A 17,729-nucleotide genomic window follows, 5' to 3' on the forward strand; every position below is an offset into this window, starting at 1 on the left:
CATTGTGTAGGATTAATCTACTAGGATGTGTGAAAACGATTAGACGTAAAGAGATGGTACAAGAGTACTAGCCTGTTAAGGGCAGGCTCTAGAGGAGAATGGGAAAACTAAAAGGAACTAGAAAGTTTAGTACTAAAAGTCGAAAGGTTGCGATACATCCTGATCTTAAAAGTGGGCCCGTTGGGATTTGAACCCAAGACCTCTGGCTTGTAAGGCCAGCGTCCTAACCAGGCTAGACGACGGGCCCAACGTAGACGAAGGGCTTTTACGTCACGCGAACTAATTTTCCTTGGCGAGGTATTAATATGTTTCTGAGCAAGGGTTACGTAAACTACCTCTTTCCACCCACTAGGGCACAATATAAGACCGCGCTAGCGTAGGGTATTGGGCCCGTATCTACTTTCATGGATCTTAACGTGATATATTCTCCAAGTGACTGCTCTATTTTTGTAAATCCATTTTCTATTCCAGAAAAAACAAGCAAAGAGTCCTGGGTTAAGTCCAATTGATCTACTTCCCTATCAGCGAGGGGAGATAATAGGTATACCCTCCTAGATCCAAGTAGTTCTATAGCGTCCTTTAGGTCTGGTAATATAATCAAGGACTTTCCCGTCTTAAGTGCCAGTCTTCCCACGTCTGGGATGCCTGCCTGCGCTGCGGTACCACCTACCTTGGTCAACACAAGCCTCTTAACGTCTAACCCGAACACTAGTTTTGCGAAATCCACCAGTCTCTGCGAGCTCGTCACATTGTGTAGAACGACGCTTATCTCCACTAAAGAGCACCGAGTATACTCGATGCTATTCCTCTTGATAAGACTACTGGTACAGCCTCTCCCACCTGGTTGTATTGCTCCTCCTTGCTACCGTAAAACACGTGATAATCAGGGTAACTCATCAATCTAGCCTGTTCCCTCACTGTCAAGTATCTAGGACTGAACGGATGTACAAACTTGGAGTTTCCCATAACTGTGGGCGCAATATCCATGGGATCTAGCCTTACATAAAGCGGAATCTCCTTGTTGTGCCCCCGGAACATGGTTAGATAGTCTCCATAATCGAGGGATGCCATCTCCCTGAGTTTTCTCTCATTTACTTCAACTATTTCGTGGTTTGGAACATCAAACCTATTCTCCAGGTCTGAGATTGCGTCCCAAACAGTTCTTTTGGGAACAGTATTCAGTTCGAGTTTGAGATTGGAAATGAAAATCCTAGTCCTCCTCGAGGGATTACCATAGTCCTCTGCCCGAAGAAGGTTGAACACGGGTTCATACCCAACCTTTCTAAATTCGTGGATAAGGGCTTCCCTCAACTCTCTCGTCTCTACTATAGATGGAACGTTCTCCATAACAAAGAACTTGGGCCTTAGCTCGCCCACCAATCTTATGAACTCCAGGGTCAAGGCACCCCTTTCATCCTGATATAACCTATCCACTGGATTGTCTAACCTTAATGGGTTGGCAGCTGTGAAGGGTTCGCATGGTGGACTTCCTATTACAACGTCCGGTTCTTTACCAATTTCCCTCACTATTTCCCTCCCTGTAATTTCCCTTATGTCCTCTTCGAGAACTACGGTTGTGGGAAAATTAGCTGAGTAAGTCCTGGCGGCAGCGTGATTGATTTCCACAGCAACCCCTATCTGGAAACCTACCTCTTTAAAACCCCTACCAAATCCCCCGGCCCCTGAAAAAAGGTCGACTACCTTAGGAGCTCCCAACCTTTGTCTCCCTGGCGATCTCCTCTTCTATTTCCTTTATTTTACGTTCTAGGAATTCCCGCATTTTGGCGGAATCGTAATAGACCAGTTGAACACCGCATTTGGGACATTTGAACTCATTCTCAAAGGCCTCCTCAAAGGTGTACTTGGTCTTATCCTCGGGACAAATATAGAACTCGTTGTTAGTTTCGTACTCCAATCTAGCCTTAAGTTTGTTCAGGATCTCCCTCTTACGTGAGAGGAGAAGTTCATTTATCTGATCCACATTGGCCTTCCAGTAATATACATACCAACCAGTCTCCTTATCCCTGGTTCTCCTGTAGCTCACTAGCCCGTGTTCAGCAAGGGCATATAACTTCTTCCTGACCTCGTTAACCTTGACGTTGAGTTTGTTGGCCATCTCCTCGTCAGTTAGCTCTGTCTTATTATCAAGAAGGAAAGAGAGCACATCTATTACGTCCTCTCCCAGGAGATCCCTAGCCATATCTTTCATGAGTTGATCAATGTTGCCCGTCATTTCTGACCACCTTCTTACCTCTCTCCATAGGGATAACACTAATTTTGCTGTCCCCAAACATAATATTTAGTTCTTCTCCCTTATATACTCTGTCAAGAAATAGGGCCAAGGATGCCACCTCCGAATGTGGCTGGTTAGAGATGGCAACATTGAAGTCTGCCATGTGGTAGTACCATCCCTCTACCTTTTCCGCACCCACTATCACAAGAATCTTATCGAGCTCCTTTAGCTTTTCCTGGACATGTGGTAAATTAATTCCATACATGGTTAGGTGAACTACCTTGCCCCCCGTCGCTTTCCAGTCATTAACCAGTTTCTTTGGATTGGATATCATTTCAATTCTGAAATATTTTCCTCCCCATACATTAATTACGTCTTCAATTTTCTTGGCCAACTTCTGGTCGTTTCCGTGAATGTATATACCCTTGGCTCCAAAGGCCCTCGCTACCAAGGCTACGTGAGTAGTAACCCTCTTATCCCTCTGAGGTCTGTGACCCAGTCTGAGCACGTATATCTCTTTCAGTTGACTAGGGAGAATATCTTATCCCTCAGACTATCTAGGTTCCATCCCTTTTTAGCTGAAACTAAGATTGCATCCACAACGGGAGAGTATAGGTTATCACTGAGGGAGTATACCATGTCCATCTTCTCCTTAGACCTTCCGTCCACCAGATCGGCCTTATTACCCACTATGATCATGGGTTTGCCAGATATCCCCAGCTCCCTAAGAATCTCGAAGGAGGATCTTGTCATTTCTAAGAGGAGGGAGTCCTCAAGAGAGATATCAACCACGAGCAGGAGGGCGTTGGCATATCTTATCTCCGACAGCGTAACGAAGAAGGCATCGATAATCTGGGGAGGAATTCCCCTAATGAATCCCACAGTATCTACCAATGTTACCTTTTTGGAACCAATGGGTATAGCGTATCTCTTTGGTGCAGTAGTGGTGAACATCGACTGATCCGTTGGTTTGTTTAGCCCGGTTAACGCATTAAAGATCGAGGTTTTACCCGCATTGGTGTAGCCTGTGATAGCTACATAGGGAAATTCTTCCCTCCTATTTTGCATTTGCATCTCTCTGAACTTCTTTAGTCCCTCCAATTCCTTCGTTATCTTGGATATTTTGCGGTTGTAGAGTCTCAAAGCGGACTCTACACCGTAGGTACCTGCACCCAGGGGCCCCTGTTGCTCAGATATTTTAGTTTTACTGTATATATCTTTGATAATTGGTAATTCATACTTTAATCTGGCTAGTTCAATTTGAAGTTTAGCCTCCTTTGATCCGGCATGAAGTGCAAATATTTCAAGGAGAATCAGAAGCTTATCCAGTACCTTCTTCCCATTCAGTGACCTGTTAAGGTTGATGAAGTGCCTTGGGGAGAGAAGGTCAAAGACCACCACCGCGTCAGTTTCCTGGTCCTGCAGGAGTTTCAGTTTGTCCTGAGGGATGTAATATAACCTGTTGGGTTTAGAGGGAAGAGGATAGGTCTTCTCTACCTCATATCCTGCGGTCTCAAGTAGGGATACGGCCTCGTCAGCGAAGTCTTGGGATACGAAAAGGGTAGCCTTCACTTCTTCCCCTCCCTGATTCTGATGATATCACCTAGTGTTAAGGTTTGATCATCTGGCTCCTGGGACTTGCTCTTTCCTTGACTTACTTGGACCACAAGTTTCACGTTCAGTATGCGTTCCAATATCCTCGCCTCGTTTATGGTTGGCTTTAGTTTTCCCATTTCCATTCTCTTTATGATGTTCTCCTGGACCTTCATTCTCTCTGCCAGCTCCTTCGTGCTCATGTGAAGTCTCTCCCTCCCCTCCTTGATGATTCTAGGATATTCTTCGTCGATATCGAGTTCCACCTCCTCAGCCTTCTCAATCCTCTTTTGTTTAGCGGGTTGAGGTTTCGTCTCCCTGGGGACTAGAGTGGAGTGTTTCTTTATTTTTTCATAGCAGGATCTACAAACTGTTATGGTACTACCCTCAAATTTCACCGAGAAACCAGGTCCATCGATCCTGTTTCCACACATTTCGCAATATGTCTCTACGCCCTTTTTCATTGGTCTCATGTATAATAGTTGGCGATAAACATTTTTAGTCTAACTTAACAAATTAGTCATTCGATCTAGTTTGTCTGATGAACTAGAATACTCAAGGGATGCTTCTGTGACAGATGAGCACGCGGTGAGGATACTGGAGGAGAAGATAAGGACAATGCAAATGGAGGCAGAGAGCCTGAGAAAGGAACTGAACTACTACAAGTCTGAGATGGAGAAGTTGTTAAGTCCGCCACTTATTGAGGCAATCGTTCTGGACATCCTCGAAGATGGTAGAGTTGTGGTTAAGAGTACCTCGGGTCCAAACCTAGTAGTCAACGTCTCAGGAACGGTGGACTTTAGTTCCATTAAAGTAGGCAGATATGTGGCTCTAAATCAAAGGGGCTCGGCGGTAGTAGAGGTGCTGAGGGACAGGGATGATCCTTTGGTTAGATCAATGGAGGTGGTAGAGAGACCCAACGTGAGATACCAAGATATAGGTGGGTTGGATCAACAAATTCAGGAAGTGAGAGAGGTAGTAGAGCTCCCCCTTAAGAAGCCCGAACTATTCAAGGAACTTGGGATTACTCCCCCTAAGGGTATACTTCTATACGGTCCACCTGGTACTGGAAAAACCATGTTGGCGAAGGCGGTGGCCACAGAGAGTAACGCCTCGTTCATACATGTTGTGGCCTCCGAGTTTGCTCAGAAGTTTGTGGGAGAAGGGGCCAGGGTGGTCAGGGATGTATTTGAACTGGCAAGAAAGAAGGCACCCTCCATTGTATTCATTGATGAAATAGACGCCATCGGAGCTAAGAGGGTTGATTTGGGGACCAGTGGAGAGAGGGAAGTTCAAAGAACGCTAATGCAACTCCTTGCAGAGATAGACGGCTTCCAACCCTTGGACAACGTGAAAATCATTGCAGCGACCAATAGAATAGACATACTTGATCCTGCTCTTCTAAGGCCAGGAAGATTTGACAGGCTGATAGAGATCCCATTGCCAAACATTGAAGGGAGAAAGCAGATACTGAGAATCTACCTCCAAAAAATGAAGGTGGATAATTCGGTTAACGTAGATGAGCTAGCCATGATGACCGAAGGATTCAGCGGAGCAGACCTTAGGAATCTCTGTACCGAAGCGGGTTATATCGCAATAAGGAATGACAGTAATGTTATCAGTATGACTCATTTCAAGAGCGCTATTGAAAGGTTGAGATCCAAAAAATTAAGTAAGGAAGTTGTGGATAGGGGAGAGAAGTATGTATGAGTCAGAGCAGATACAGGCAATTTGTCACAGAACCGGAGGACGCACTCCCCTATCTTGAAGTGTTAAAGGCAATAGCCGATTACCAGTTCGGAATAGGCATAGGTAACTGTTTATTTGATCAGGACTCGTTCAGGATTCAGCGTTCTGTAAACACGTGGCGTATTAGGAACGTTCTTTCCAAGGACGGTTTGTTCTTAGTGTTAAGACCACAGGACGGGCTTTTCTCCTTAACCATAAACGCTGGGATGAGACTTAAGGAATGCGCTCCCTTTCCCAGTCTAAGGGTAATGGTAAGAAAAGAAGTGGAAGACGCAATACTGAAGGAGGGGAATGTTTTCGCTAAACACGTGGAGAACGTGGACAGGAAGTTAAGAGCTGGTGATGAGGCCCTAGTTGTGAATGGAGATGATGAGTTACTGGCAATAGGAAAAATGAGATTGTCAGGCGAGGAAGTAATGGAATATAAAAGGGGAGTAGCATTAACAGTTAGGGAGAGGTGGAAGATACGAAAGTAATTCTGAAAGACGTCTCAGAGAGCGAGCTGGCCAATTCCAGATTCATCTCAGGTTTCAGGACCCTAGGTGAGGTTGGTTACCTATCAGTGAGGCATATTGTTCTATCAAGAAAGATGAGAAGGGTAGGGTTTGTGACCACGAAATACCTTAGGGATGTTACTTTTCTTGATGACTATGGAGTTGCCACACCCTTTGAGTTATTTTATGATGAGGAGTTCAGGGTTCTAGTACTCTTAAATCATCTGCTCCCATTTCAAAGAGAGTGGAGTAGCTTCACTCACGGCCTAGTTAAATGGTTAAAGAGGATACAGGTGAAGGACTCCATTCTAATAGGAGGCTTAGATAAGAGGTATAAGGACGTTAATGAGCCCATAAAGTGGATGAGGACCAGCAAAAGCACAATTGATTTACCCTATCCCACTCTTAACAAACAGTTAATCATGGTAGGACCACTGGCCCTGTTTACAGTTTACGCAGAAATAGAGGATCTTCCAGCAACTATCCTACTTCCGTATGCGGATAGGGAGAGATTAGATCCAGGAGCAGCTGCTGTGGCAGTAGATGTAATAAACAAACTAATTGGGTTCAATATAGATACAAGAGAGCTTTACGAGGATGCCAAGAAAATAGAGCAGGAACTCCAAAGGCAGCTTGAAATGATACAAAAGGAAATTTCAAAGAGTGGGGTTGATAGACATTATATGTGATAGTACAGATTTTTCACATTCCATGAACTTTATCTCTGCGTAATTTTTATTGCGCAAGGTCTCTTTTATTTTCAGTATTGTTTCATTTAATGTGGTATCGTCTATCATGTCAGGAATCTCGAACTGCGATAATGGGAACGCTTCAGATGCCATAACAGGTACTAGGCCATAGAAGGGAAGCGCTACGAATGTATCGTAGTCTCTGTTCCTTCCTTGTATCGATTTGACCTTAGGGTCTGAAATAAAGGGACTACCTAATTTATCGCCACAAATTATTATTGCCTTGTTCCTCTTGGGTTTCAGATTTGCCATAAATTCTGAATGTCTCAGAAGTTCAGGCCTGTTCATGGAATTATGATCAAATAGCAGGAGTCCCTTAACGTTGCCTTTGACCCTCGGATCGTATTTCTCTAGATAACTGGAGTATTTGAGTATTGATTTGAAGGCTGAGTAGAGTGCTGGGTGCGAGTAAGCTTTCTGTTGAATATATTCAAATAATCTTCCTTCCTTAATGGCCTGCTTTACCCTGTTCACTTCCTCCCTTATCTTCCAAAGGTTATGGATAGCCAGAAGCTTGTATCTCTCTTCGGATTTCATCTCCAGTAGTTCTGACGGATCGTATCTAGAACAAACAGGACAACTGCACGGGAAATACTCAAGGTCCTCAAGCCTATAGGTTCTCTCGCTCGTCAAGTACCTATTATCTCTAGCGAAAATAGCATAGGATGCAGAGTCAAACGAATCCACGCCCAAAGCTACGGCAAAGGGAATTATATGGGGAACACCGCCTCCAAATAGGTGGAAGGGAACACCCCTACTTACGCTCGACTTAGCGGTATAGATCATGTCTACTAGGGTATCATATTTATACTTCTCCATGAAAACTGTAGGGCTTCCAAGTGCCAACATCTTATAGTTGGTTCTTTTATTGGCCTCCCTAGCTGAATACTCCACTAGATCAAGAAACTGACCTCCCTGAATAGGATGAACCCAGATAATATCCTCGTTCTGGTCCACAATGTCAGCGATTTCCTTCCCTCTCTCTAGGGTCATCTCCACTGAGAACTTGGCCTCTTCTCGGTCGTCAGTATTGCCAGTTGGTATATCTAGAAATACCGCTATATCTGGCCTAATTTTCGCCTCGAATGATACAATATCCCTATTTGTCTGCTCTATCTCACCATATTCAAGTATTTGGTATGCTCCAGAATCCGTCATAATTACGAAATTATCCCCAAACTTCTCGTGAATAGTGCCTTGGAGAATATTATTTTTCTTTAGTATGAATGAATTTGTAATAAAATTATTAAAGCCTACGGCCTTGAGTTCCTCTAGGAATACCTCCTGCTTAAGGGGATTTATGACTGGGAAAAAAACTGGAGTTTCGAGCTTACCATGTTTGGTTTCCAGTATCCCTATTCTACCAGCCAGATCCTCATCCTTTACTTCAAAGTCACCTATCATTTCGTGTCTCCTTTCTTCTTAGCAATATACTCGTTGTAAAGGTCGTATATTCTCTGAGCCATGGGACCGCTGCCCTCAACTCCGCTTTCGGATACCTTGATTCTTTCCATTACTGTAATAATTCCAACTTCCTCATACACCTTCACGTCACCTGGTCTAAGACCTAGGTTTTTCTGGACCACATCAGCGAACTCTCTGGCATCGAAAATCGGAACTGACTTGACTAAAATCTCCGATATCATGTTGCCATTTATCAGAACCTTGTAGAAGGAATTATTTTCACTATCCTTAGCATTAATTAGGCTTACCATGAATGGAGTCAGTTCGTACGAGGATAACTGGCCTGAATAGCTCTTACCATTACTTAGTTTGACCACCACTGTTTTATCCAGTAGTGAATTCATGTCAGCTACGATTCTTTTTGAGGCACTCATAACCATACCCACATAAAGTTAAAATATGGGGATTTAAATAGTGGAGTGATTCCCGTGCTCAGTAGTTATTCATTTTCAGAAATGTGCAAAATAGATTCAATAAAAAAGGGAGAACTTAGGGATCTCCTGATAGTAGCCGTGAGGTGCCAAGACACTGAGTTTAATCTTGACATGATATCTTCACTAAACATGTTCAAGGATGGCGAGAATGTTAATGTGATCCTTTCTAAGGAGAGACCAGATTTCACCGAGAAAGATTTTTGTGCACATGGTTATGTCGTAACCCAAAAAAAGAAGGGAGATGGCACATTTGTAACCATAATATCGTTCTTTGGACCACTCTTAAGGATATCTAGTAAGGATGATTTCCTAAAGAGAGCTGGGTTAAACGTCATGGATCACGTATACTTCTGTGTAAGGAAGAGTGAGTGAATTGAGAAAGCTCAGTGACATAGTTCCCTTAAAATTCGAAAATGGAAAGGTAGTGTGGCTGAACACTAGTGCTATACCATGGAAAGAGGAGTATAAGGAATCATCAAACTACGAGGATATTGCAAGAGCCATAGAGACCATGGAAGTTAGGGGTGCGCCAGCAATAGGGGTAATGGCCGCGTTGGGTATAGCTGCAGCTGTTTATAATTCGCAGGGAGATGTCCAGACCTTATATCAAGTATTGAACAGGGCAGCGGAGAGGCTTAGTAGGACCAGACCCACGGCTTACAACCTTTTCTGGGCTATAGATAGAATGAGAGCTAAGGCAAACTCTTTGATTTCGGACAACGTATCTCCGGAGGAATTCAAGGAGAGGATAGTCGAAGAGGCTTTGAGAATTCAGAGGGAGGATATTGAGATCAATAGGAGAATGGGAGAAATAGGTAGCCAAGTGATAAAGGACGGAGACGTCATCCTTACCCACTGCAACACTGGATCCCTCGCTACTGCCGGCTTTGGTACAGCCCTTGGAGTTATAAGGACAGCTTGGTTGCAGGGAAAGTCTATCAGGGTTATTGCTACCGAGACTAGACCATTGTTGCAGGGTGCTAGGCTAACCATGTGGGAGTTAACCAAGGACGGTATTCCCTCAAAACTTATCACTGATAACATGGTTGCATATGCGATGAGGTATGAAGGGGTTACGAAGGTGATTTTGGGCGCAGACAGAATACTAGTTTCTGGCCATGTAGCCAATAAGATAGGTACATATGGAATTTCTATTCTAGCAAAGTATCATGGCGTAGATTTCTACGTTGTCGCTCCAACCAGTACAATTGATAGAACTGGAGCTAATGAGATTGTGATTGAAAGGAGGAAACCAGACGAGGTAAGGACTGTATTAAACATGGTAGATATAACTGTGAAGGATGCAGAAGTTCTAAATCCAGCCTTTGATGTGACACCACCGGAACTTATAACTGGTATTATTACAGAAAAAGGGATAGCATATCCGCCATTTAAGGATAGTTTAAAGAAATTTATTGAGTAATTAAGATGATAGGAATTCAGTATTTATTTTTCCATCCTTTGAAATGGTAAGAATATCTATTCCATCTCCTGAAGTTACGTCTCTTTCAGCAGAAGCTCTCAATGATTTTATGGTAAGTTCCCTTCCTTGGGTTAACGTTAGCTTCTCTGAATATTCGGCCTCTAAGACACCTATAGCTACCCTAGCTCCAGATCCCACGGCTGCGTATATATCGTCAAGGAGAGAACCTAGGGGATCTAACACATATAGTTGTGGTTCTCCGTTATCAACTCCTCCGAATAAGACCTCTGAGATAAAGGGCATATACTTATACTGGTAAAGTATTATTGACAATAACTTGGCAGCAGCTCTAGTAGAGATAGGCCTGTTGTTGTAAAGCTCATAGTATTTGATGTTTGCATTCATTATCCTCGTTAGTGCCTGAAGATCTCCGAAGAGTCCCGCTCCTCCTATTCCAAACCTTGATATGGGGAAAACTTTCTTGGCAGACTTACTTAACACGTATCCGCCATAACTTAATCGCCTTACTGCTCCCAAAATCACTCCATCTTGAAGCCTGATACCAACTGCAGTTGAAGGTAATTCTTCCATTAATATTCCCTCTCAATCTACTCTTCTAAGGGTTATAATATTTGTCTTAATTTCCAGGCCTCCTAGAGCTCACTAGTTATGACACTGAGATTAAGATCTGTTGAGAGTGTAGTTAAGCATGAAGTTGAAGGTAGTTAATAGGGAAAGATCAATTGGATATATTTCAAATTAAACGGATAAATAACATCATTGGCGTCATTTATCGGGAGCAGTAATTACGTTCGTTAACTCCTTTACATCAGTTGTTATCTGTTCCCTTTTAACAAGGTTCCTAACAGTGACTTTCCCTGAAGTGATTTCTTTTTGCCCCATGATGATTAGATGTGTAAATCCCTGTTCGGCATATAGGGGTACGAGTTTTGATAGCGGAATCTCCTTGTTGTTTAGCACAGTTATGAACCCCTTGTCCCTGAGCATGGAAACTATGGAAAGCGCATGGGGGATAACTGACCTGTCTAAGGCTACAACAGCTACCAATGGGGCATTGGAGTCGAATTTAATCCCATCTTTGTTAAGTGCATACATAGTTCTCTCTATTCCTATGGCAAATCCAACCGCAGGTGTCCTATTTCCTCCGTATACTTCCACTAGCGAGTCATATCTTCCGCCTCCAGCGATACTGAACGGAAGATCTCTTTTCACCACTTCAAAGATAGGGCCAGTGTAGTATGCAAGTCCTCTAACGAAACCAAGATCTACAATATGGTCAAGATTCAGGGACGACAGAATTTCTGAGATGAGTTTTAGATTCTCTATCTCATTTACAAGTTCAGACAATTCTGTCTTTTCTGCCTCCCTCATTGCCTCTTCTAATTTGAGTGATCTACCGTTAGTAATTAGTGTATAAATGAATTGTCTTATTTTAGAGTTATCGCGTATCTTCTCATCTAAGATTTTTTCCGCCTCCTCTATCTTTCCCTTATCCAAAAGGTGTAACAGGTGTTCCTGAACTTGCTCATCAAATGAGAGTTTATTAAAGATTATTCTGAAAATTCCTATATTGTTTATTTTCAAAGATATTTTATCCTTAAGGTTTATTCTTCTATAGAAATTTTCTAAGAGATGGAGAACTTCTATGTCGGCTAGAATAGAATCCGAGCCTAGTAATTCAACCCCTGCTTGCCTAAATTCCCTATATCTGCCCTGTTGAGGCTCATCATACCTATATACCCTCCCTATATAGAAAATTCTTAGGGGTTTTGGATAATGTTGTAAAGAATTAAGATATAACCTCACGATACTGGGAGTTATCTCAGGTCTTAGAGCCACTTCTCTCTCTCCCTTATCCTTAAACACGTACATCGTGTTCCTTAGTTCCTCTCCACCCTTAAGGGAAAACAGTTCAAAGTCCTCGACAATTGGGGTCATGGCCTCCTTATAACCTGCTTTCTCTACAGTTTCCCTAAAATTGCTCTCTATCCACCTAATGATCTTTGAATCCACATCAAAATAATCCTCCATCCCGCGCATAGGCTCATAGGATACCATGCCGAATCACTTCGTTAAGTTGATTTCTTCGAGGGTATAATATGTTATATCTCCGTATTTATCGACGAGTGCCATGAAAATTTCCATTCTCATCGATTTCGCAAACTTTACTAGATCAATAATTTTTTCCATATTTATTGACTCATTTTCTGATATGACTAGTACCAAAGCAGTTAACTTGTTGTTTCTGTCTAAAATTCCCAAACTAGGACCTATATTGGAAATAGAAACCTTCTTTCCTTTTGTTCTCAAGTCTAAATATACAACGAATTTATTCCATGCAGATTTATCATTTTTCTCGAGTAGTCTAGCACGCGTTATTGCTTCTTCGATGTCACCCTTTGAAAGGAAGTCCATCAATTCCTCAAGAGTATTGCTCATTTTGGTGAAATGGATTTAACATAACTAAATTAGTTTCGATTTAATCTCTCACGATTTCTTTGGGAGAACAATTGCAGATGAATAGCGTCTATCGTGTTACTATGTATGGACAATTTCACGTGTAGCTATTGCGGTTCCAAGAATCTGATATGGGATTATACAAGAGGGGAAGTGGTCTGCGGGGACTGTGGAACAACTGTGGATAGAGTTTATGATTACAGACCCATGTTCATGGAAGAGGTCTTGAGGTCGTCGCAAAACAGAAGTCTTCTATATAAGAATCGCGAAATAGAGTCATTCAAAGAATTTATGCACCTTTTGAAGAAATCTAGATTTCTAAGAAAGTATAAAGGAGTTAAACTAAATGTATCACTTAATCAAGGATCTATTCAAGGATCTAAGATTTACTCTCAGATTTCTCTAGACGCCCTATATAAGATTGAAAGTGATAAGGTAGCAATTAAAATATACAAATATCTTGAGAAGATGGGAATTTTTAGCGGACTAAAGTTTAAGACAAGAGTATTATTGACATATTACCTTGTTTATGATAATGATAAAATACGTATTAAAAGAATATTGAAAACATATTATAGTAGTGAAGAAAATATAAAGAGAATTATAAAGCAAATTCCTTTCAATGTAAGACTTGAAATAATGAGGATGGTTGAGGAATCCAAAATAAAAAATTAAAATATAAAAACTTATTAAAATATTTAAGTAGAATTAAATTAATATTTCGTGGCAGATCTCCCTTTATAGTGAAATTATTGTTTCGCCGAGAAGACTGTATTTATGGAGTTCATGAACAGGATTAAAGGTTGGGTTAGTGTAACTCATTTGACTTGGGATGAACTTATCTTTTATTAAGATTTCGGTTTAATCTACCCTTTAGTCACAAAAGAAAAGTTTTTATATAACCTCTTTCTAAGAGATGCTGAAAGGTGACCGTTATGGCTTCACAAGCTACAGTTGCTACAACTCCAGAAGGTATTCCTGTAATTATTTTAAAGGAAGGTTCAAGCAGAGCCTTTGGAAAGGAAGCCCTTAGGGCCAACATTGCTGCTGTCAAGGCAGTAGAAGAGGCGTTGAGGACGACGTATGGACCTAGAGGTATGGATAAGATGTTAGTAGACAGTCTTGGAGACATCACAATCACAAACGACGGAGCTACTTTGCTGGACAAGATGGATCTACAGCATCCTGCTGCTAAACTCTTAGTTCAGATAGCTAAGGGTCAAGACGAAGAGACAGCTGACGGAACTAAGACTGCTGTGATTCTATCAGGAGAACTAGTCAGGAAAGCAGAGGATCTACTATACAAGGAGGTACACCCAACCATTATCATTAGTGGTTATAAGAAGGCTGAGGAAGTAGCTCTTCAGACTATCCAAGAGATAGCGCAACCAATTAGCATTAATGATGTTGAGTTGATGAAGAAGGTTGCTATGACCTCATTGAGTAGCAAGGCAGTTGCTGGGTCAAGGGAGTATCTAAGCGATGTGGTAGTTAAGGCCGTATCCCAAGTAGCGGAACTTAGAGGGGATAAGTGGTATGTGGATCTGGACAACATTCAGATAGTCAAGAAGGCAGGAGGCAGTATAAACGATACTCAACTAATATATGGAATAATAGTGGATAAAGAAGTAGTACACCCTGGAATGCCTAAGAGGGTAGAGAATGCTAAGATAGCTTTGATCGACGCACCATTAGAGGTAGAAAAGCCAGAGCTAGACGCTGAGATTAGGATCAACGATCCCACCCAGATGGAGAGATTCCTACAGGAAGAAGAGAACATTATCAAGGAAAAAGTTGATATGATAGCCAAAACAGGGGCAAACGTAATAATTTGCCAGAAGGGTATTGATGAGGTAGCCCAGTCTTACTTGGCTAAGAAAGGAATTCTAGCGGTAAGGAGAGCAAAGAAGAGCGATCTAGAGAAGTTAGCAAGAGCCACAGGAGGTAGGGTAGTATCCAATATTGAAGAAATATCAGAACAAGATCTAGGACATGCAGCACTTGTAGAGGAGAGAAAGATAGGAGAAGATAAGATGGTCTTTGTGGAGGGAGCCAAGAATCCTAAGGCCATCAGTATACTTATCAGAGGAGGTCTAGAAAGAGTGGTAGACGAGACTGAGAGGGCCTTGAGGGATGCCTTAGGAACAGTGGCTGATGTCATCAAGGATGGCAGAGCAGTAGCAGGCGGAGGAGCGGTGGAAATCGAGATTGCAAAGAGGTTGAGGAAGAAGGCTCCACAAGTTGGAGGTAAGGAACAGCTAGCAATAGAGGCTTACGCTAATGCTCTGGAGAGCCTTGTGATGATATTGGTAGAGAACGCTGGTTTCGATCCTATAGATCAATTGATGAAACTAAGGTCCCTCCATGAGAATGAGGCAAATAAGTGGTACGGCGTGGATCTCAATACAGGTCAACCCACTGATAACTGGGCAAGGGGCGTAATAGAGCCAGCTCTAGTAAAGATGAATGCCATCAAGGCAGCCACAGAGGCTACCACACTGATACTCAGAATAGATGATCTAGTAGCTGCGGGTAAGAAGTCTGGTGGAACTGGAGGAAAGGATAACAAGTCAGAGAAGCCTTCTGAAGAGGATTAAATTTTTTAGTTTTACCTTTATTTCGTTTGTCTCGAATCTTCTTCTTTTATTTTTAGGACTACAGGTATCTTAATATTAGGTGATGACAATAGAGCCTCCCCTACGTCTAGCTTATCTAGACTATCGTAGAGTGAAGGGGTTAAGGACAACGCTTCAGCTAAAATCCTTTTATCGGTATCTGACTTAATAGAATGTATTATTTTTATATTGGTATTTTTCAAAACTTCGGGAGATATTGACGAGGGAGACTGAGAAATAACACATAGCCCCAAACCATATTTTCTGACCTCACTAATGAGCTTTTCCAAGAAATCGTTATCATGGGCGAAGAAGTTATGGGCCTCTTCAATCATTAAGAGGGAAGTGACCATGGGTTTATTCTTCATGAAATAATCTGACATCAATTTGATTATCATTAAACCATATATTCTTCTGAGCCTAATGTTCCTAATAAAGCTTAAATCAACAATAGAGTTGAAAAGAGTTTCCTCGACTCTTGCATTATCTATCTTATCGTCAAATATCAGCTTAGCTTCCTTAGTAAATAATAGATAAATTTTCCTCAATAGACCATATTTTACTTCTCTCATCCAATTGCTACTTTCCTCTATATTCCTAAGAATAGAAATTAGCATTTTCATGTCAAATTTATTGGCTCTTCTCATTTTCAGTAAAACGGAATACAGAAGAAATCTTTGTGGATCGGTAAGTCTTAGAACATCTCCTAAAATCTCCACTACTTCCTCTATGTCACCTAATTTTAACGGGTTAATTCTTATAGGATTATCTACGTTTGCTACCCTTAGGTCTGGAATTTTTCCAACATGTTCCCCATGCCAATCCAGTATAGTAACTGAAATGCCTTTATTAATTAATTTTTTAGCAAGAAGTATAGCAGTTGTGGATTTTCCGCTACCCGTAGTGCCAAATATTGCAATATGTCTGGTAAGGTCTTTAATCTTTATCCCGGTTTTAATCTCCGCAACCTCAGTTTTCATAGATCCTAGATCCACATCATACTCGTTTATAAGAAGGGTATTCTTTGGAGAGTCTATTACACGTTCATAGATCCTGGCAAAGAATAAATCCCCCCATCCTTTAGGCAATGGAACAGCCACCTCTGAGGAGGAAATTACGTCAAGCTGTATGTGAGGTGCAATTGCGTTTGAGAGGTTTCTTATATTTTGCACCTCTTGAATTACTTCTTCCTTGCAATCGCTACATTCTTTTAATACTATTAAGGATGATGATGTCCTCTTTTTCGATAAGCTCGTTATAACATAATACTCAAATCCAACATCTCTCCTACCTAAGGTCTCCATAAGAGATTCCAATTCTCTTTGAAAGTTGATATTCTCTTTATTTAGTTCAATCTTTCCATTTAATTTGAGCATAATTCCCGTGAAAGTACGATTATTTGACTGTATTTCGAATACGTTCTGCTTGTCAAAGATTCTACTGCTCAGCGTTGTAACTTTCTTTATCCTAGAAAGAATTGCCACTAAAATTATGGGAATCAAAGGTAATACAACGTATATTAACTGAAAATGAATCAGAGAACTAAGAAGTATTAGTAATCCAATCAAAATAAGTAGAATGGGTGGGAGTCTTGACCACATCTAGTGATGTTGAAAATATGTTATTGTGTCTCACCCAAGCGAAAGTACAGCGTTCATGCTCAAACTAATTCTTTCCTGATTGGATGATATTTTGAGTGGATCAGTTATTATATCATTTTTACAACATTTTATAAGGTATGCTATGCCTTCATAGTCCTTTGGAACCGTGTTCCTCATCGCAATACTTAGTTGATCCGTGGAGTTAAGTAAGGTAAGGAAATAGAGGGTCTTATCCCTTATTTTGGTTTTGTACTTCCCATTAAAGAAAATGTAACATGCCTGTCTGATTACGGAGACTGGGGGTAACCTCAACACCACTTGTGTTACACAATTCTCATCATATTTAATGAGAGATCTAACATCTAATCCGTTTCCTACTGTCAATTCCAATATTTCCAACTTATCCACCGTGATTTATGGGAATAATATCTACAGTATCTGAGTCTTCCAAAACCTCTTTTTTTAAAAGTCTAAAATCCATCCCATTAACTAGGATAAGGTAACCAGGCTTAATTCTTCCGTCACTAACTATAATTCCTCTTTTGTCAATTTTTGAAAGTATAGAAATGAGATTATCACCTTTCACAGAGAATTCATTTCCACTAAAAATTGATACCAACGGACCTCTAAGCACTACTTTAACCATCTCACTCCTCTAATTCCTCTTGTTGCTCGGTGACTTCAACAGGTCTGCTCGCTTGTTTCGCCTTCCTGGTTATATATCCTGCTATCCTGTTTCTAACCTTCTTAGAATATACATCAACTACCTGTTTCACTAATTCTTTGTTCTTCTCGTAGTCAGTGGTAATCTGGTCTTTATAAAGCTCGTATATTTGTTGACCGATTCTCTTTATGTCCCTCGTATATATATTACCCACGTAATCACCCAAGAGTTG

Annotated in this window: 22 protein-coding genes and 1 tRNA gene; 7 read left to right on the forward strand and 16 right to left on the reverse strand. The window is 41.4% G+C overall.

From position 1 onward, the window contains the following. Positions 1-172: 172 nt before the first annotated feature. The 7 genes from ACI49J_RS00005 to ACI49J_RS00035 all read right to left on the reverse strand — a co-directional run bounded on the left by ACI49J_RS00005 (position 173) and on the right by ACI49J_RS00035 (position 4,299). Positions 173-247, reverse strand: a tRNA-Val gene (locus ACI49J_RS00005). An 84-nt stretch (positions 248-331) separates the two neighbouring features. Next, positions 332-775, reverse strand: coding sequence for a RecB-family nuclease (locus ACI49J_RS00010; protein WP_012022206.1), 444 nt, complete (start codon positions 773-775; stop codon positions 332-334). Next, complete coding sequence (locus ACI49J_RS00015; RefSeq protein WP_240255121.1) at positions 775-1,716, reverse strand: DNA cytosine methyltransferase; 942 nt, start codon at positions 1,714-1,716, stop codon at positions 775-777. Before ACI49J_RS00015 ends, ACI49J_RS00010 begins: the two co-directional genes overlap by 1 nt. Continuing rightward, the gene (gene tfe / locus ACI49J_RS00020; RefSeq protein ID WP_048060383.1) at positions 1,703-2,209 is read right to left on the reverse strand and encodes a transcription factor E; all 507 of its coding nucleotides are present in this window, start codon (positions 2,207-2,209) and stop codon (positions 1,703-1,705) included. The genes ACI49J_RS00015 and tfe overlap by 14 nt, the downstream gene beginning before the upstream one ends. 7 nt (positions 2,210-2,216) lie before the next feature. Continuing rightward, positions 2,217-2,756, reverse strand: coding sequence for a tRNA methyltransferase (locus ACI49J_RS00025; RefSeq protein WP_048060207.1), 540 nt, complete (start codon positions 2,754-2,756; stop codon positions 2,217-2,219). Further along, the gene (hflX, locus tag ACI49J_RS00030; RefSeq protein WP_012022202.1) at positions 2,753-3,805 is read right to left on the reverse strand and encodes a GTPase HflX; all 1,053 of its coding nucleotides are present in this window, start codon (positions 3,803-3,805) and stop codon (positions 2,753-2,755) included. The genes ACI49J_RS00025 and hflX overlap by 4 nt, the downstream gene beginning before the upstream one ends. Next, complete coding sequence (locus ACI49J_RS00035) at positions 3,802-4,299, reverse strand: multiprotein bridging factor aMBF1 (RefSeq protein WP_012022201.1); 498 nt, start codon at positions 4,297-4,299, stop codon at positions 3,802-3,804. Before ACI49J_RS00035 ends, hflX begins: the two co-directional genes overlap by 4 nt. Before the next feature lie 61 nt (positions 4,300-4,360). Between ACI49J_RS00035 and ACI49J_RS00040 the strand changes: the two genes are divergently transcribed. Genes ACI49J_RS00040 through ACI49J_RS00050 form a run of 3 tightly spaced genes read left to right on the forward strand, consistent with a single transcriptional unit; the run spans position 4,361 to position 6,758 of the window. After that, complete coding sequence (locus ACI49J_RS00040) at positions 4,361-5,536, forward strand: proteasome-activating nucleotidase (RefSeq protein ID WP_048060205.1); 1,176 nt, start codon at positions 4,361-4,363, stop codon at positions 5,534-5,536. Further along, positions 5,533-6,051, forward strand: coding sequence for a PUA domain-containing protein (locus tag ACI49J_RS00045; RefSeq protein ID WP_240255119.1), 519 nt, complete (start codon positions 5,533-5,535; stop codon positions 6,049-6,051). Before ACI49J_RS00040 ends, ACI49J_RS00045 begins: the two co-directional genes overlap by 4 nt. Beyond that, positions 6,033-6,758 carry a proteasome assembly chaperone family protein gene (locus tag ACI49J_RS00050; RefSeq protein WP_012022198.1) on the forward strand — a complete coding sequence of 242 codons (726 nt, stop codon included), beginning with the start codon at positions 6,033-6,035 and terminating at the stop codon, positions 6,756-6,758. Before ACI49J_RS00045 ends, ACI49J_RS00050 begins: the two co-directional genes overlap by 19 nt. Here the strand turns inward: ACI49J_RS00050 and tgtA are convergent. Beyond that, positions 6,726-8,219 (reverse strand): tRNA guanosine(15) transglycosylase TgtA, encoded by a 1,494-nt coding sequence (tgtA, locus tag ACI49J_RS00055; protein WP_240255238.1) that lies wholly within the window; start codon positions 8,217-8,219, stop codon positions 6,726-6,728. The genes ACI49J_RS00050 and tgtA overlap by 33 nt on opposite strands. Further along, on the reverse strand, positions 8,219-8,656 hold the full coding sequence (locus ACI49J_RS00060) for an Lsm family RNA-binding protein (RefSeq protein WP_012022196.1): 438 nt from the start codon (positions 8,654-8,656) through the stop codon (positions 8,219-8,221). The genes tgtA and ACI49J_RS00060 overlap by 1 nt, the downstream gene beginning before the upstream one ends. A 54-nt stretch (positions 8,657-8,710) precedes the next feature. Here ACI49J_RS00060 and ACI49J_RS00065 point away from each other — a divergent pair, with 54 nt between their 5' ends. Continuing rightward, positions 8,711-9,088, forward strand: a complete 378-nt coding sequence (locus ACI49J_RS00065) for a DNA-directed RNA polymerase subunit G (RefSeq protein ID WP_012022195.1) — start codon at positions 8,711-8,713, stop codon at positions 9,086-9,088. Continuing rightward, positions 9,081-10,139, forward strand: a complete 1,059-nt coding sequence (gene mtnA / locus ACI49J_RS00070; protein WP_404802724.1) for an S-methyl-5-thioribose-1-phosphate isomerase — start codon at positions 9,081-9,083, stop codon at positions 10,137-10,139. Before ACI49J_RS00065 ends, mtnA begins: the two co-directional genes overlap by 8 nt. Here mtnA and psmB read toward each other — a convergent pair whose 3' ends face one another. From psmB to ACI49J_RS00085, 3 genes are all read right to left on the reverse strand, one after another. After that, positions 10,140-10,730, reverse strand: a complete 591-nt coding sequence (gene psmB / locus ACI49J_RS00075) for an archaeal proteasome endopeptidase complex subunit beta (protein WP_012022193.1) — start codon at positions 10,728-10,730, stop codon at positions 10,140-10,142. It abuts the gene before it with no gap. 195 nt (positions 10,731-10,925) lie between these two features. Beyond that, positions 10,926-12,218, reverse strand: coding sequence for a histidine--tRNA ligase (gene hisS, locus ACI49J_RS00080; protein ID WP_012022192.1), 1,293 nt, complete (start codon positions 12,216-12,218; stop codon positions 10,926-10,928). Between the two features lie 6 nt (positions 12,219-12,224). Next, complete coding sequence (locus ACI49J_RS00085; RefSeq protein WP_240255117.1) at positions 12,225-12,599, reverse strand: ribonuclease BN; 375 nt, start codon at positions 12,597-12,599, stop codon at positions 12,225-12,227. A gap of 105 nt (positions 12,600-12,704) precedes the next feature. Here ACI49J_RS00085 and ACI49J_RS00090 point away from each other — a divergent pair, with 105 nt between their 5' ends. Continuing rightward, entirely contained in the window at positions 12,705-13,292 is a 588-nt protein-coding gene (locus tag ACI49J_RS00090) for a TFIIB-type zinc ribbon-containing protein (protein ID WP_275691980.1), read from the forward strand. Positions 13,293-13,552: 260 nt separating this feature from the next. Beyond that, positions 13,553-15,214, forward strand: coding sequence for a thermosome subunit beta (gene thsB, locus ACI49J_RS00095; protein WP_012022189.1), 1,662 nt, complete (start codon positions 13,553-13,555; stop codon positions 15,212-15,214). A gap of 17 nt (positions 15,215-15,231) precedes the next feature. Here the strand turns inward: thsB and ACI49J_RS00100 are convergent, their stop codons facing one another. The 4 genes from ACI49J_RS00100 to ACI49J_RS00115 form a co-directional block, all read right to left on the reverse strand. Beyond that, positions 15,232-16,716 (reverse strand): ATP-binding protein, encoded by a 1,485-nt coding sequence (locus ACI49J_RS00100; RefSeq protein ID WP_240253501.1) that lies wholly within the window; start codon positions 16,714-16,716, stop codon positions 15,232-15,234. A gap of 147 nt (positions 16,717-16,863) precedes the next feature. After that, complete coding sequence (locus tag ACI49J_RS00105) at positions 16,864-17,232, reverse strand: hypothetical protein (protein WP_240253503.1); 369 nt, start codon at positions 17,230-17,232, stop codon at positions 16,864-16,866. A 1-nt stretch (position 17,233) separates the two neighbouring features. Further along, on the reverse strand, positions 17,234-17,479 hold the full coding sequence (locus tag ACI49J_RS00110) for a hypothetical protein (RefSeq protein WP_012022186.1): 246 nt from the start codon (positions 17,477-17,479) through the stop codon (positions 17,234-17,236). Between the two features lies 1 nt (position 17,480). Further along, entirely contained in the window at positions 17,481-17,711 is a 231-nt protein-coding gene (locus ACI49J_RS00115; RefSeq protein WP_012022185.1) for a 30S ribosomal protein S17e, read from the reverse strand. Positions 17,712-17,729: the final 18 nt, after the last annotated feature.

The organism is Metallosphaera sp. D4-4 (genome assembly GCF_046245145.1).
Taxonomy (GTDB): domain Archaea; phylum Thermoproteota; class Thermoprotei_A; order Sulfolobales; family Sulfolobaceae; genus Metallosphaera; species Metallosphaera sedula.

Coding starts and splice junctions, on each gene's coding strand:
- hisS (WP_012022192.1), bottom strand. CDS start 12,218: ATGGTATCCTATGAGCCTATGCGCGGGATGGAGGATTATTTTGATGTG.
- tfe (WP_048060383.1), bottom strand. CDS start 2,209: ATGAAAGATATGGCTAGGGATCTCCTGGGAGAGGACGTAATAGATGTG.
- ACI49J_RS00090 (WP_275691980.1), top strand. CDS start 12,705: ATGGACAATTTCACGTGTAGCTATTGCGGTTCCAAGAATCTGATATGG.
- ACI49J_RS00110 (WP_012022186.1), bottom strand. CDS start 17,479: ATGGTTAAAGTAGTGCTTAGAGGTCCGTTGGTATCAATTTTTAGTGGA.
- thsB (WP_012022189.1), top strand. CDS start 13,553: ATGGCTTCACAAGCTACAGTTGCTACAACTCCAGAAGGTATTCCTGTA.
- ACI49J_RS00035 (WP_012022201.1), bottom strand. CDS start 4,299: ATGAGACCAATGAAAAAGGGCGTAGAGACATATTGCGAAATGTGTGGA.
- ACI49J_RS00045 (WP_240255119.1), top strand. CDS start 5,533: ATGAGTCAGAGCAGATACAGGCAATTTGTCACAGAACCGGAGGACGCA.
- ACI49J_RS00085 (WP_240255117.1), bottom strand. CDS start 12,599: ATGAGCAATACTCTTGAGGAATTGATGGACTTCCTTTCAAAGGGTGAC.
- ACI49J_RS00060 (WP_012022196.1), bottom strand. CDS start 8,656: ATGAGTGCCTCAAAAAGAATCGTAGCTGACATGAATTCACTACTGGAT.
- psmB (WP_012022193.1), bottom strand. CDS start 10,730: ATGGAAGAATTACCTTCAACTGCAGTTGGTATCAGGCTTCAAGATGGA.